Genomic DNA, 15,242 nt, shown 5'->3' with positions numbered 1-15,242 from the left:
GTATAAAAATTTTGACAGTGATAAAAAAATAATACACCTATTTACTATGAATTTAAAATATTTTTACAAATAAAAATATTTTTTATAAAAATTGTATATGTACAGAATTGGCACGTCAATTGCATAAAAAGAAAGTGAGAGGGCTAGGAAAGGAGGAGTATATTGTGAGGCACTGCGACGTTTTAATTATAGGTGGTGGAATAATAGGGTGTTCTATCGCTTATTACACTTCAAAATACGGAAGAGACGTAACAATCATTGAAAAAGGGGAATTTGTCAGCGGGACGTCTTCACGGTGTGATGGGAATATTTTGGCCATTGATAAAGACCCGGGATTTGATAGTCAAATGTCTTTAGTAAGTCAAAAATTAGTAACTGATTTAAGTGAAGAATTAGAGCATTCATTTGAATATAGGGCACCAGGAAGTATTCTCGTATGTGAGTCAGACGAAGAGATGGAAGCTGCGCAGCAATGGGTAAATCGGCAACAAGAAGCTGGATTACCGTTTCGAATGCTTGATAGGCAAGATATAAGGGAAGAGTCGCCTTTTTTTGCTGATGATTTATTAGGCGGTTTAGAATGTGCGACGGATTCAACTGTGAATCCATATCTCCTTGCTTTCTCGCTTCTGTCAGAGGCACAAAAGTTTGGCGCAAAAGCTTTTAAGCAGACGGAAGTAAAGAGTATGGAAATAGAGACGGATGGTTCATTTGTTGTAGAAACTACGAATGGAACTTTTACAGCACAACAAGTTGTAAATGCAGCCGGTGTGTGGGCTCCTAAGATTGGTCAGATGTTAAATATAAATATACCAATTGAACCGAGAAAAGGGCATATTATTGTAGCTTCAAGGCAACAACACGTAGGATGCCGTAAAGTAATGGAATTCGGTTATTTAATTTCTAAATTTGGCGGAAAACGAAAAGTGGATGCTTTAACTGAAAAATACGGGGTTGCGCTCGTATTTGAGCCTACTGAAAGTCAAAATTTCTTAATTGGTAGTAGTCGTGAATTTGTAGGATTTCATACGAGGATAAATAATGAAGTCATTAAATGTATCGCAAATAGAGCAATTCGTTTTTATCCGAAAATGGCAGATATGATGGTAATTCGTTCTTACGCTGGTTTACGTCCGTGGACAGAAGATCATTTACCGATTATTTCACGAGTGGAACATATTCCGAATTATTTCATTGCCGCTGGACATGAAGGTGATGGGATTAGTCTTGCAGCAGTTACTGGAAAAGTAATTGAAGAGTTATTAAATGAAAAAGAGACAATTATTCCTATTGAACCACTTCGTTTGAGTCGTTTTACAGAAAGGGTGTTAAATGGATGAGGTCACAAAGAGTCTTTACGACGATTGATACACACACAGGTGGGAATCCAACGAGGACATTAATTAGTGGACTTCCAAAGTTGATTGGAGAGACGATGGCAGAGAAGATGTTACATATGAAAAAGGAGTATGATTGGATTCGAAAATTGTTAATGAATGAACCGCGTGGTCATGATGTAATGTCAGGAGCATTATTAACAGACCCGTGTCATCCTGAGGCTGATATAGGTGTTATATACATAGAGACAGGTGGATATTTACCGATGTGTGGTCACGATACAATCGGTGTATGTACAGCGTTAGTTGAATCAGGTTTAATTCCGGTAGTTGAACCGATTACTTCTTTAAAACTAGATACACCGGCTGGCTTAGTTGAAGTAGATATTGCTGTTCAAGATGGAAAAGCAAAAGAAGTATCTTTCTGTAACATACCAGCTTTTTTATTGAAAAATATTACTGTACAAGTGAAAGACATTGGAACTATAGAGGCTGATATTGCGTATGGAGGAAATTTTTATGCCATTATTGATGCGAAATCAGTAGATCTAGAATTAGTACCAGAAAATGCATCTACAATCATCGATAAGGCGGTTCATATAAGGAACACAATTAATGAGAAGTTTGAAATCACTCATCCAGAGTATTCGTTTATAAGAGGATTAACACATGTTGAATTTTATACAGATCCTACTCATGAATGTGCGCATGTGAAAAATACAGTTGTTGTACCACCAGGCGGAATAGATCGATCTCCATGCGGTACAGGAACATCTGCGAAGCTAGCTGTATTATACGCTCAGAAAGAAATCGAAATTGGTGAAGAGTTCATTCATGAGAGTATCGTTGGTTCTTTATTTAAAGGATATGTCATGGATACGACACATGTTGAAAATATTGAAGCTGTCATAACGAAAATTACGGGATCAGCTTGGCTTATGGGTATGCATAGATTTTTTTACAATGAAATGGATCCACTTAAAGAAGGATTTTTGCTAATTCCGCCGATGGAACATGAAACGGAGGATATAAAATGAACATTCAAAAAATGTATACAGCAGTAGACGTACATGTAAATGGCGAGACATTTCGTGTAATGAAAGACGTACCATGCAAATACTACTACAGTTTGGAGCAATTAAATGAACAATTTTCAGGTGAATTAGCAGAAGAGATGAAGCTTTTATTAAATGAACCACGTGGTTTTATCGGTTTGAATGGGTGTATTGTCGTTCCATCTATCCATAATGAAGTGGATGCAGCTGTATTATTTTTTAATCATGAAGGTTCGATTCCGCTTCATTATGGAGGCATTGTTGCAGTAATAACGATGTTACTCGAAAGTGGTTATTTAAAAAAGAGAGAGTCCAATCAATATAAAATTGAAACGTTATCTGGAATATTTTTAGTTCATGCGTATGTAGAGAATGATGAAGTTATATCGGTTTCGTTTGAAAGCAAACTATGCTATATGATTGAGGAAAATTTACAGGTTGGTAATGTAAGTTATTCTCTCATACAAGCAGATAAAGTATATGCAGTTGTAGAGAAAGGTGCGTATTCGCCAGAAATTCGCATGGAAAACATTTCTGAATTGAAAAGATGGGGAGAAGCTACACTACAGACTATACAAAAACAGTCGCTAATAAAAAGGCTTATTTTAGTAGATCCTTCGCAAAAAGAAAAGAACCATATAAAGTCGATTACATTTCATGAAGATAACTTTATCGTACGTTCGCCAGGTTTTGTTTCTACTATTGTTTCCTATGTTCATGCGTTATTTAAAAATGATTATATGGCGGATAAACCTTTTAAAAATGAAAGTATATTTAATAGTTTTATAACTGTGGAGAAAGTGAAGAAGGAGGAACTAGGATACATTTTCCGTTTTGAAAGTAGAGGGTTTATTACAGGGATGCAGACATTTCTATTAGACCCTACGGATCCGTTTCCGGCAGGTTTCTTATTAAAATAAAATGTGATAGGGAGAGATAAATATGCAAAAAATTAAAGGGGCATTTCCAGTATTAATAACACCGATGGATGAATTTCAGGAAATTAATTGGGATGGGGTAAAGCAAAATGTAAATTACTTTATCGAACAAAACGTTGCAGGTATCATCATTAATGGAAGTACAGGAGAATTTGTAAGTTTATCAAAAGAAGAACGATTTAAAATGGTAGCAACCGTGTTGAAAGAAATTGATGGCCGTATTCCAGTTATTGTTGGAACTGCAGCAGAGACGACGAAAGAAACAATTGAATATACGAAACATGCAGAAGCGCACGGAGCGGATTGTGTATTAATTATAAACTCTTACTATTGTAAACCGAAGGAAGAGGAGATTTATTTTCATTTTAAAGAAATCTCAAACTCTGTAAATATACCAATTATGTTATACAATAATCCATTTACTTCTGGTGTTGATATGAGTACAGAGCTAATGCTCCGTATTGGAAAAGAGTGTGGAAATGTTACACATATTAAAGAATCTAGCGGAGATATTCGAAAAGCGAGAGATTTAGTAAGACAAAGTGAAGGGGCTTTCCAAGTCTTCTGTGGTTCTGAAGATTTAGTTATGGAATCATATTTAGTTGGTGCCTCGGGATGGGTTTCAGTAGCAGGAAATATTGTTCCCGGTCTCGTTACAAAAATGTATGAGCATTTTCAAAATGGTGAATTAGAAAAGGCGTGGGAAATAAACGATGCTATTTTACCACTTTGCGAGTTTCTTGAAGGATCAGGGAAATATGTTCAAATCGTTAAACGTTCTATGGAATTACATGGGCAAGCGGGAGGACCTTCTCGCTATCCAAGACTAGGGTTAACTGTAGAAGAAGATCAAAAGCTTCAAACGATTTTATCAAATATTGCAGCTCATGCAGCTGTTTAAATAAGGAGGAGAACATAATGTTAAAGACAAATATTGAGCTGAAACCAAAAGTGGAAGCGTTTTTAAATGAAGAAATTAAAATGTTTATTAATGGCGAATTTGTTTCTGCTATTGGCGGAAAGACGTTTGAAACGTACAATCCAGCAACAGAAGAGGTTCTAGCAGTCGTATGTGAAGCGCAAGAAGAGGATATTGATGCTGCAGTAAAAGCGGCAAGATCTGCATTTGAATCTGGCCCGTGGGCAGAAATGACTACTGCTGAAAGAGCGCATCTTATTTATAAATTAGCAGATTTAATTGAAGAACATAGAGAAGAATTAGCGCAACTAGAAGCTTTAGATAATGGAAAGCCATATCAAGTAGCACTTGATGATGATATTTCAGCGACTGTAGAAAATTATCGTTATTACGCAGGATGGGCTACAAAAATTATTGGGCAAACAATCCCGATTTCAAAAGATTACTTGAATTATACGAGACATGAACCTGTTGGTGTTGTAGGACAAATTATTCCGTGGAATTTTCCGCTTGTTATGTCTTCTTGGAAAATGGGAGCTGCACTGGCGACAGGTTGTACGATTGTATTAAAGCCAGCAGAGCAAACGCCTTTATCTTTACTATATACAGCGAAACTCTTTAAAGAGGCTGGATTTCCAAACGGCGTTGTAAACTTTGTATCAGGCTTTGGTCCTGAAGCAGGGGCTGCAATTGTAAATCATCATGACATTGATAAAGTTGCTTTTACAGGATCTACTGTTACAGGAAAGTATATTATGCGTCAATCTGCAGAAATGATTAAGCATGTAACGTTAGAGCTTGGCGGAAAATCACCAAATATCATTTTAGAAGATGCGGACTTGGAAGAAGCGATAAATGGTGCATTCCAAGGTATTATGTATAATCACGGTCAAAATTGTAGCGCAGGATCACGTGTATTTGTTCATCGTAAACATTATGAAACTGTAGTAGATGCACTTGTGAAAATGGCGAACAACGTAAAACTTGGAGCAGGTATGGAGAAAGGAACGGAAATGGGTCCACTCGTATCTAAGAAACAACAAGAGCGTGTGTTAAATTATATTGAGCAAGGGAAGAAAGAAGGTGCTACAGTTGCGGCTGGTGGCGAACGTGCGCTTGAAAAAGGTTATTTCGTTAAGCCAACTATATTCACAGATGTTACAGACAATATGACAATCGTTAAGGAAGAAATATTTGGACCAGTTGTTGTCGTACTTCCATTTGATTCGACAGAAGAAGTAATTGAACGAGCGAACAACTCATCCTATGGCCTTGCTGCGGGTGTATGGACGAAAAATATCAAAACGGGTCATCAAGTAGCAAATAAATTAAAAGCAGGAACAGTGTGGATTAATGATTATAACTTAGAAAATGCAGCTACACCATTTGGTGGATATAAACAATCTGGTATTGGCCGCGAATTAGGTTCATATGCGCTTGATAATTATACAGAAGTGAAAAGTGTTTGGGTAAATATAAAGTAATAGGGCGTTTTACTGATAAAAATTGAGGGATGAAATAATGAAAGATGCGGACAACTAGAAAGTTTGATAATAGTTGTCCGTTTTTTTTATATACAAAATTGCTTTTCCAAAGAATGATAAGGGGGATTTGGATGGAGAATTTAGTAGAATGGTTAGTAGGGCAAGTGTGGAGTATCGGTTTAGTTGTTTTTGCATTAGGGGCAGGCGTATATTTCACGATTGCAACACGCTTTTTGCAAATCCGTTATTTTAAAGAGATGATTAAACTATTATTTGAAGGAAAGAGTTCAGAGACGGGAATATCATCTTTTCAGGCATTTTGTTTAGCCTTATCAGGAAGAGTTGGAATTGGTAATATTGCAGGGGTAGCGACAGCAATTGCTTTCGGCGGTCCTGGAGCTGTATTTTGGATGTGGGTAATGGCTTTGTTAGGGGCAGCGAGCGCGTTTGTAGAATCAACATTATCTCAAGTATACAAAATTAAAGTAGGGAATGAATATCGCGGCGGTACTCCATATTTCATTGAGAAAGGTTTGAAAATGAAATGGTTTGCAGTCATTGTAGCAGTAGTTGTAACACTTTCATATGGCGTGTTATTACCAGGTATTCAATCTAGTAGTATCGCAGTTGGAATTGAAAACTCTAATGGTATTAGCAAATATATAACTGGTATATTTTTAGTCATGTTACTAGCAGCAATTATTTTTGGTGGTGTAAAGAGAATTGCTGGCGTTTCTCAAATGCTTGTTCCATTTATGGCAATTGGTTATGTAATTGTTACATGTATCATATTAATTGCGAATGTAACGGAGATTCCAAGGATGTTTGCTTTAATTTTCTCTAGCGCATTTGGTGTAAATGAAATGTTTGGTGGAATTGTTGGTGCAGCTATTGCATGGGGCGTAAAACGCGCTGTATTTTCAAACGTTGCTGGTGTCGGAGAAGCGACGTATAGTTCGGCGGCTGCTGAAGTATCGCATCCCGCAAAACAAGGATTAGTTCAAGCGTTTTCCGTATATATCGATACAATTGTCGTATGTACAGCGACAGCTCTTATGATTTTAATAACAGGTATGTATAATGTTATACCTGAAGGGAAAACCGCCATTGTACAAAACATAGGAAATGTGGAAGCTGGTCCAATTTATACACAACAAGCAGTTGAAACTGTGATAACAGGGTTTGGTCCAATATTTATTTCAATTGCGATTTTCTTTTTTGCATTTACAACGTTACTCGCTTATTACTATATCGCTGAAACGACACTTACTTATTTAGATCGTCAACTGAAGTATGGCTGGTTAAAACCAGTTTTAAAATTTGGATTTTTAATTATGGTTTACATCGGTAGCGTTGAATCAGCGTCGCTTTTATGGAATCTTGGAGATTTAGGAATCGGTAGTATGGCATGGTTAAACTTAATCGCAATCTTACTTTTAAGTAAAACCGCATTAAAAGTGTTAAAAGATTATGAAACGCAGAAAAAAGAAGGGAAAGATCCAGTATTTAATCCTAAAAATGTGGGGATTGAAGGATTAACATTTTGGGAAGAAAGAAGTAAAGAGGTTGAAAGAAAAAGTTCTAGAGAAAAAGTTATTGTAGATGATAATTTAAAATTATAACTTAAATTAACTAAAAATTCTTAATTTAAAAGAAGGTATATTGCCTCCATTTCATCACATACTACAATAAGTATGGATAATATGACTGGAGGGAATAAGATGGAACATGAGCAACATAGTTCGATAAATGATATTCTACATCATTATAAAGAAGGTATAGGTAGTTTTACAAATCAAATTCCTGAAATCGCTGAGACATATAATGCGTTCACGCAAGCTTGTTTTCAAGAGGGTTCTTTAACAAAAAGAGAAAAACAACTTATTGCATTAGGAATTAGTTTAGCAACGCAAGATGAGTATTGTACAATTTATCATACAAAAGGTTGTCTTGATCAAGGATGTTCGGATAAAGAGATTCTAGAAGCATGTGGTGTTTCAGCAGCATTTGCTGGCGGAGCTGCGATGAGTCAAGCGGTAACTTTAGTGCAAGAGTGTTTAACAGAATTGAAAAATCAAAAGCATTGAATAAAAAAACGTTTTAAACTTTATGTTTAAAACGTTTTTTATGTGAAATTAAATTTGAGTATAAAAATTATCTAGGATGGGTTCAATTTATGGTTATACAATAATGGGAGAATTTTAAATTTAGTAGGAATGAGAAATAACAACTATTTATTTAATTTTAAGGTTTTGTAAAAAGCTTCAATTGCTTCATATAATCAATGGCTTTTGTTTTATTTTTCTGTTTAGAAACATAATGTGCCTCATTAAAATCTCTATAGTAACTGTTAACTACTTCTTCAGAAAGAGCACCGTCAGAGATAGCTCTTTTAACCGCGCAGTTTGGTTCGTTTGTATGTGAACAGTTAGAAAATTTACATCTCATAGAAATCTTTTTTATATCTTCATATCCAAATTCAAAATTCCCCTCAAGGTTTATCAAGTCAAATCCTATTTTACTAATAAGAAATCCCTCCATTTTTGAAAGAGTCTTTTAGAAACATAAATACAAATTTTATCGTTTTCAATTTGTATTTACTTTAATATTCTATATCTTCATAAATAGATTTTTCTACATCAGGAAGAACTGTGTATATACTCTTACCGATTAAAGCTTCTAATTCTTTCTTAATCGCATAAAACCCTTTCCAATGTAAAGATGTATGAGATGTTGTACCATGACGCAAACCAACAGAAATTAATCTTCTTTCCAGCGTAGTAAAGCCATCCGCATCAGCAAGAGCGTCACAAAGAGTAATTACTTTATTGTATAAGTCGTAGTTACAATGTTCATTTAATATTTCAACTAATAGGCTTCTCATATGGTCAGGAACGAGACTCCATTCTGCTGCGATATCTATATGTTCATTTTTGCATGGGAATGAGTGTGTCACACAAATAACAGCGTTTCCTGTATACCCTAAATCATTCATATACATATAACCATCATAGGAATGAATGACCGATTTGGTAAAACCTTTGTATCTTCCGATATCATGCAAAAGGGCAGCGTTATATGCTATGTCAGCATCTAGCTTGTACCCTTTTTTTATAAGTTCTATAATTATGTTTTCAGTTGCATGAGCAACATGTAGTGAATGTTCAAACCAAGGGCCCGGGTTTTGTTCATATGCCCATTCGAGTAATTCTTTTGCGTACATTTTATCTAATATATATTTCATATCGTTATCCTTTCACAAAAAATCATATCTTAACTATAAATTCCTCTTATTATTTCATTATTCCTTCTTTAAAAATTGTTACAATGAAACAAAAGGGGGAAAAGTAATGCGAAATTTAGTAATTGAAGAAATTAAGAAACTAGAAAATGATATAGAAGAACTTTCGAAACTTTTGAAAATGGTTGTAAATGATGGGGCATCAATTGGTTTTTTGCCTCCACTGGAACAAAAAGATGCAACAAAGTATTGGCAAACAGTATTAGCGCCAGAAGTGATATTGTATGTGGCTAAAATAAACAACGAAGTAGCAGGGAGTATTCAATTACAATTAGTTACTAAGCCTAACGGAATTCATAGAGCTGAGATTTGCAAATTAATGACTCATCCAAACTTTAGACGAAACGGTATTGGACGATCGCTTATGCAAAAAGCAGAGGAACGAGCAAAGCAAGAAAACAGGTCTCTTTTAGTATTAGATACTAGAGAAGGAGATCCTTCCAATAAATTGTACAAATCACTAGACTACCAAGAAGTTGGAACAATACCAGGGTATGCAATTTCTCCGAATGGAAAGTTAGATGCTACGGTTCTTTATTATAAAAACATTTAAGTTATAATCAAACGGGGAGAGTGCTTAATTATTAGTAAGTGAATAATAAACGACTATTTTTAACACCGTCTATATTTTTCTGGCGGTGTTAAAATAGTTAATTATAATCTAATTAACGCACTAAATGAATTTGAGAAAGTTTTTAGAGGGTTCTTTTAGTAATGATTCTCGTCTTATAATAAATGTAGAGAAGATGACTAGCCGACTATAGTTATTTTCGCTTTATTATGGGAAGGGGATGAAAGAATGAAAAAGAATAGTTTACAAAAGATGAAGAAAGTTATTTTAAGTGGTGGCGTATTACTTACGGGATTATTAACATTTGGGTTTTCAGAAAAGGCTTCAGCTCATGGATATGTAGAATCACCAGCGAGCCGATCTTATTTATGTAAGCAAGGTGTAAATGTAAATTGTGGACCAATTCAATATGAACCACAAAGTGTAGAAGGGATAGGTGGATTTCCACAACTAGGACCTTCTGATGGACAAATTGCAGGGGCTGGTCATTTTCCCGCTTTAGATGTTCAAACTGTAGATAGGTGGAAGAAAGTTACGTTAAATGGCGGGACGAATACATTCAAGTGGAAACTAACGGCTCCTCATAGTACGAAAGAGTGGAAATATTATATTACGAAAAAAGGTTGGAATCCAAATAAACCTTTGACGCGATCAGATTTAGATTTAGTGCCATTCTATGTAAAAAATGACGGTGGAGCTAGACCAGGGACAACAGTAACGCACGAAGCAAATGTACCAACTGACCGTAGTGGATACCATCTTATTTTAGCTGTTTGGGAAATTGCAGACACTGGAAATGCGTTTTATCAAGTTATAGATGTAAACCTTTTGAATAATGGCTTATCCTCAAATTTTGCTTTTAACAATGTAGTGCAAGCTCCTACACTATTTTAATTGAAACATACATTTCGATCATCTAATTCATTTTAGATGATTTTTTTTATGAAAATGATGAAAAATATAGAAGAAAGTGCAATTATTTATAAAAAAATATGCTTTAAATATTGTCATATTTGCTTCTTTAAGATATCCTTTTCATGAAGAGGTGGAAAACATGGAAAAAGTACTAGTTTTCGGGCATAAAAACCCAGATACAGATGCAATTTGTTCTGCAATTGCTTATGCAGAATTGAAAAAAGAATTAGGAATGAATGCTGAGCCTGTACGTTTAGGCGAAATCAGCGGTGAAACTCAATTTGCGTTAGACTATTTTAAAGTAGAAGGACCGCGTTTTGTTGAGACAGTAGCAAGCGAAGTGGACAACGTTATTTTAGTTGACCATAACGAGCGTCAACAAAGTGCTAACGATATCGAATCAGTTCGTGTGTTAGAAGTTATTGACCATCACCGTATTGCTAACTTTGAAACAAGCGATCCTATATACTATCGTTGTGAGCCAGTTGGCTGTACAGCTACAATCTTAAACAAAATGTACAAAGAAAATGGCGTAACAATTCGTAAAGAAGTTGCAGGTTTAATGTTATCTGCAATCATTTCAGATTCTTTACTATTCAAATCTCCAACTTGCACAGAACAAGATGTAGCAGCTGCTCGTGAATTAGCGGAAATCGCTGGTGTAGATGCAGATAACTACGGCTTAGAAATGTTAAAAGCTGGTGCTGACTTAAGCGGAAAAACAATGGAGCAATTAATCTCTCTTGATGCTAAAGAATTCCAAATGGGTAATGCGAAAGTTGAAATCGCACAAGTAAACGCTGTTGATACAAACGACGTTCTTGTACACCAAGCGGAACTTGAAAAAGTAATTTCTGCAGTAGTAGAAGAAAAAGGTTTAGACCTATTCTTATTCGTTGTAACTGATATCTTAACTAACGATTCTGTCGGTCTTGCGATCGGTAAAGCAGCAAACGTTGTTGAGAAAGCATACAACGTATCACTAGAAAACAATACAGCTACTTTAAAAGGTGTTGTATCTCGTAAAAAACAAATCGTACCAGTATTAACAGAAGCATTCCAAGCTTAATCGTATTGCGTACAGATGAACAGTAAGGACAAGTAGTCAGATTGGCTATTTGTCCTTTTTTATTTATAATAAGCAGAAATTTTTAACTTTTAAACAGTCGCATTGTGTATGCTTAATGATATGGAAGTATTGAAAAGTAAATTACAGGGGCTTTTTGAAAAAATATTGCATCTGTTTCAAAATTAGAGAGCTGGATTTCGGAGGAACTGCGTTTAAACGCTGAAATACAGATGTTGCGTTTAACTTTTTAGAAGAAAGGATATAAAGTTTTGATTAACGAATTAAAATAAGGATAGCGTTAGCTATCCTTATAATCGTTTATTCGTAAGATTTTTTCTTGTTTATATAAAATGTGATTATCGTAGTAATGAAGAAAATAGGTATCGCATACACTTGCCCAACAAATAACTTCCAGCCGACATAATTATAGCCTTCAGATGCTGGGATGATAACGGAAATAACGCAAACGATAAAATAGACTAATAGTGCAGGAATAATATTTTTCATTTTTATGAACCTCCTTTATTGTTTTATTAATACATACTTGCATTATAATTTAGTTTCATTATTTTGAAGAAAAAATGAAAAATTTTTTATGGTATTATAATATTTGCAATGAGAGTAATCTATAGTACGCATATGGTAAAATATGTAATTTTAACTTTCAGAATTATTATATAGTATCTCGAGAAAAAAATGTACAAAATAACGAATTTTATTTACCAAAGTAAAGGGAGTAGAAATATATATGAAAAGGCTATGTATAATTCCATGCGGAAAAAAGAAAATTTGGGATAAACATTCAGACTACGGACCGATGGAAGCAAAAGATGTATATATTAGTCCGTTCGGAAAAGCATGTCAGGCGTACGCAACTATGTTTTTCGAAAACTGGGTTATATTATCAGCGAAACATGGATTTTTAAGACCAAGTGATATTGTATTAGAAAACTATGATCTTGCATTTGATTCAAAAAGCGATGAGGTAATAAGTATAGAGCAATTACAAAAACAGATGGTAGATAAAAGTTTACTACAGTTTGACGAAATCGTCTTACTAGCAGGGAAGAAGCATAAAAAAGTAGTGACAAAGTTATATCCAGAAGAAATGATTACATATCCGCTAGAGGGGTGTAAAGGAATTGGGTATATGTTGCAGAGGTTGAAAGAAGCTGTGAAGGAAAGGGAGGAAATATAGGTGTAGTTTCAGTGATTTTAAACTCTATTTATTTAGGGAGCTGAAAAGTAAAATAGAGTTTTTAGGCATTGCCGAAAGGGTGATGCTTTTTTGTTCGTGTCGTCATTCATGTAAAAGTAATTTAGAGAATAAATCATTCGATTTATGAAGCGATAGCTTTTTTATATCGAAAACAAATTGCATCACTTTTAGAAAATATAGGACGTATGGGCACAGTTAAGATTGTAAGTGGGAATAGCAATAAGACAAGTTTTGAATAAGATATTAAGAAAGGAGATGTTGATGAATAATGGCTAGATATAGTTTGCACGGAGGACACAATAGTATTGTTCAAGGTGCTAATTTCGGTAATCGGAAAGAACACGTTCTAGATAGGCAAGTTAAAGATGCCGTGGCGGCTAAGTTAAGAGCCCTAGGACACACGGTTTATGACGATACGGACGAGGTAGGGGCAACTCAATCACAAAATTTAAATAATATCATTCGGAATAGCAATTCCCATGCTGTGGATTTAGTTATTTCTTTTCATCTTAATGCAAGTGATGGAAATGGACAGGGTGTTGAGGTTTTATATTATGATCAGAAAGATTTGGCGGCTAAAATCTCAGCTCAACTAGCAAAAGATATTGGATGGCGTGATCGAGGTGCGAAACAACGTACAGATTTAGCGGTATTAAATGGAACGAAGGCACCGGCTATTCTTATTGAATTAGGGTTTATTGATAATGAATCCGACATGGCAAAATGGAATGTTGATAAAATCGCTAATTCTATTGTATTTGCTCTTACAGGACAAACTGGAGGAGGTGCAGCGGATTTGCTCAAAGTAAAAACTGGTGGTGTAGCATTTAGTAATTTACAAGATTTGGCTCAAGCTATGGTTGATGCGGGTATTGATGGACAAATTGTCGTTCAAAAAGATGGCATTGGTTATGCTATAACGAATGGCTATCCGTCCGGGAATATCGATAAATTTACAGCTTGGTTAGATGCACGTAAATGGTACTATGAGTACGTCAGATAAAACGAAAATTGGTTTGATTAAAAACTAAAAATTGTCTTATTTTTAGTTAACAAGTATATTAAGTAACTATAAAAATATGGACAATTTATATGTAAATTAGTACACAAAACCACCTGTCAGAAAGGTGGTTTTATTTATCAAGCTATTTGCGGGAAGTAAAATTCTTACCTCAAAATTCGGATGAAGCTAAGAAATTAGGTGGGAATTACACTGCTCGTAGCCTCCTACTAATTATCGTTTCACTTTATATAGTTTAGAGTTTTGTAAATCTTTACTTATTAAACCCGTAATAATATTTTGTTTTCTCAATACATAAGCCGAATTTTAAATTATTACCCAATAATATAATACCTCTCATACTATTTATTAGTTGATAATAACAAAAAAACAAGCTTTGAATATAATAATGAAAAAGGAGATGTTAAATAATGGGTTATATTGTAGATATTTCGAAATGGAATGGCGACATTAACTGGGATATCGCAGCACCACAATTAGATTTCGTAATTGCACGTGTGCAAGATGGTTCAAACTATGTAGATCCTTTATATAAAAATTATGTACAAGCAATGAAAGCAAGGAATATTCCGTTTGGTAATTATGCGTTCTGTCGTTTCGTTTCAGTAGAGGATGCACGGATAGAAGCAAGAGACTTTTGGAACCGTGGTGATAAAAATGCAACAGTTTGGGTAGCTGACGTAGAAGTAAGAACAATGAACGATATGAGAGCGGGTGCACAAGCTTTTATTGATGAATTACGCAGATTAGGAGCTAAGAAAGTCGGTTTATATATTGCTCATCATATGTATGCTCCATTTGAAATGGAAAATGTCAATTGTGATTTTGTATGGATTCCTCGTTATGGTGGTAACAAACCGACGTATCCATGTGATATTTGGCAATACACAGAGACAGGCAATGTGGCTGGTATCGGCAAGTGTGATTTAAATAAGCTGATTGGAAATAAGCCGTTAGCTTGGTTTACAAATCAAATTGTTGAGCCGATAAAAAAACAAGAAGGGGTTGGAATTATAGTGAATAAATATAGCAAAGTAGTTACTTATGAATTTGGTGTAAATTTAATTTCTGACATGATTCAAATGATGGATAAGCTTGGATATACTTCTAAAATAATATCTCGTGGAGATAACCAAGGGCTTGTGTATTTCGAAACAGATTATCGTCAAGGGAACGAACTGGATAAAGCAACTGCTTGGTTAGATATGAAAGGAATTAAATATTTTTATACAAAAGAGTAGTTTGCAAAAATAAGAGCCGTCATGTGACGGTTTTTATTTTTATTTAATCTTTTAACTCTACTTATAATATGGAGAAAATAGACTAATAAACAAGCCTTTGTATACTTTCAAACATAGAATATGATGAATTCTATCAAGGAGGAAGCATATTTATGAGAAATACTTGTCATTG

General features: G+C 34.8%; 16 protein-coding genes. 13 read left to right on the top strand and 3 right to left on the bottom strand.

From position 1 onward, the window contains the following. Nucleotides 1-164: 164 nt before the first annotated feature. The 7 genes from ES895_RS14805 to ES895_RS14775 all read left to right on the top strand — a co-directional run bounded on the left by ES895_RS14805 (nucleotide 165) and on the right by ES895_RS14775 (nucleotide 7,820). Complete coding sequence (locus ES895_RS14805; RefSeq protein ID WP_044584549.1) at nucleotides 165-1,340, top strand: NAD(P)/FAD-dependent oxidoreductase; 1,176 nt, start codon at nucleotides 165-167, stop codon at nucleotides 1,338-1,340. Next, a complete protein-coding gene (locus tag ES895_RS14800) occupies nucleotides 1,337-2,374 on the top strand; it encodes a proline racemase family protein (RefSeq protein WP_061113183.1) in 1,038 nt (345 codons plus the stop codon). The genes ES895_RS14805 and ES895_RS14800 overlap by 4 nt, the downstream gene beginning before the upstream one ends. Beyond that, a complete protein-coding gene (locus tag ES895_RS14795; protein ID WP_061139182.1) occupies nucleotides 2,371-3,312 on the top strand; it encodes a proline racemase family protein in 942 nt (313 codons plus the stop codon). Before ES895_RS14800 ends, ES895_RS14795 begins: the two co-directional genes overlap by 4 nt. A gap of 22 nt (nucleotides 3,313-3,334) precedes the next feature. Next, nucleotides 3,335-4,231, top strand: a complete 897-nt coding sequence (gene dapA, locus ES895_RS14790; protein WP_001169463.1) for a 4-hydroxy-tetrahydrodipicolinate synthase — start codon at nucleotides 3,335-3,337, stop codon at nucleotides 4,229-4,231. A 17-nt stretch (nucleotides 4,232-4,248) separates the two neighbouring features. Further along, a complete protein-coding gene (locus tag ES895_RS14785) occupies nucleotides 4,249-5,733 on the top strand; it encodes an aldehyde dehydrogenase family protein (protein ID WP_135238449.1) in 1,485 nt (494 codons plus the stop codon). Between the two features lie 131 nt (nucleotides 5,734-5,864). Further along, a complete protein-coding gene (locus ES895_RS14780) occupies nucleotides 5,865-7,355 on the top strand; it encodes an alanine/glycine:cation symporter family protein (protein ID WP_135238448.1) in 1,491 nt (496 codons plus the stop codon). 72 nt (nucleotides 7,356-7,427) lie between these two features. Then, nucleotides 7,428-7,820, top strand: coding sequence for a carboxymuconolactone decarboxylase family protein (locus tag ES895_RS14775; RefSeq protein WP_002005224.1), 393 nt, complete (start codon nucleotides 7,428-7,430; stop codon nucleotides 7,818-7,820). Between the two features lie 157 nt (nucleotides 7,821-7,977). Here ES895_RS14775 and ES895_RS14770 read toward each other — a convergent pair whose 3' ends face one another. Both ES895_RS14770 and ES895_RS14765 read right to left on the bottom strand, forming a co-directional pair. Continuing rightward, nucleotides 7,978-8,274: a P-loop NTPase family protein gene (locus ES895_RS14770; RefSeq protein WP_000398281.1), complete on the bottom strand. Its 297-nt coding sequence runs from the start codon at nucleotides 8,272-8,274 to the stop codon at nucleotides 7,978-7,980. A 61-nt stretch (nucleotides 8,275-8,335) separates the two neighbouring features. Further along, a complete protein-coding gene (locus ES895_RS14765; protein ID WP_098202719.1) occupies nucleotides 8,336-8,977 on the bottom strand; it encodes an HD domain-containing protein in 642 nt (213 codons plus the stop codon). Nucleotides 8,978-9,083: 106 nt separating this feature from the next. On the opposite strand from ES895_RS14765, the gene ES895_RS14760 reads away from it, so the two are divergent. From ES895_RS14760 to ppaC, 3 genes are all read left to right on the top strand, one after another. After that, nucleotides 9,084-9,587 (top strand): GNAT family N-acetyltransferase, encoded by a 504-nt coding sequence (locus ES895_RS14760; protein ID WP_001245250.1) that lies wholly within the window; start codon nucleotides 9,084-9,086, stop codon nucleotides 9,585-9,587. A gap of 246 nt (nucleotides 9,588-9,833) precedes the next feature. After that, the gene (locus ES895_RS14755; protein WP_000742279.1) at nucleotides 9,834-10,499 is read left to right on the top strand and encodes a lytic polysaccharide monooxygenase; all 666 of its coding nucleotides are present in this window, start codon (nucleotides 9,834-9,836) and stop codon (nucleotides 10,497-10,499) included. 160 nt (nucleotides 10,500-10,659) lie between these two features. Continuing rightward, a complete protein-coding gene (gene ppaC, locus ES895_RS14750) occupies nucleotides 10,660-11,589 on the top strand; it encodes a manganese-dependent inorganic pyrophosphatase (RefSeq protein ID WP_000416865.1) in 930 nt (309 codons plus the stop codon). Nucleotides 11,590-11,907: 318 nt separating this feature from the next. Here ppaC and ES895_RS14745 read toward each other — a convergent pair whose 3' ends face one another. Then, on the bottom strand, nucleotides 11,908-12,096 hold the full coding sequence (locus ES895_RS14745; protein ID WP_000789486.1) for a DUF4017 family protein: 189 nt from the start codon (nucleotides 12,094-12,096) through the stop codon (nucleotides 11,908-11,910). Between the two features lie 241 nt (nucleotides 12,097-12,337). On the opposite strand from ES895_RS14745, the gene ES895_RS14740 reads away from it, so the two are divergent. The 3 genes from ES895_RS14740 to ES895_RS14730 all read left to right on the top strand — a co-directional run bounded on the left by ES895_RS14740 (nucleotide 12,338) and on the right by ES895_RS14730 (nucleotide 15,070). After that, a complete protein-coding gene (locus ES895_RS14740) occupies nucleotides 12,338-12,787 on the top strand; it encodes a DUF6884 domain-containing protein (RefSeq protein WP_000824873.1) in 450 nt (149 codons plus the stop codon). A 289-nt stretch (nucleotides 12,788-13,076) separates the two neighbouring features. Further along, nucleotides 13,077-13,811, top strand: coding sequence for an N-acetylmuramoyl-L-alanine amidase (locus tag ES895_RS14735; protein ID WP_000135278.1), 735 nt, complete (start codon nucleotides 13,077-13,079; stop codon nucleotides 13,809-13,811). A 428-nt stretch (nucleotides 13,812-14,239) separates the two neighbouring features. Continuing rightward, nucleotides 14,240-15,070 (top strand): GH25 family lysozyme, encoded by an 831-nt coding sequence (locus tag ES895_RS14730; protein ID WP_135238447.1) that lies wholly within the window; start codon nucleotides 14,240-14,242, stop codon nucleotides 15,068-15,070. Nucleotides 15,071-15,242: the final 172 nt, after the last annotated feature.

The sequence above is a fragment of the Bacillus sp. 007/AIA-02/001 genome (genome assembly GCF_004634455.1).
GTDB lineage: Bacteria > Bacillota > Bacilli > Bacillales > Bacillaceae_G > Bacillus_A > Bacillus_A cereus.
Note: the sequence above shows the minus strand (reverse complement) of the source record. Positions and strands in the feature narration are given on the sequence as shown.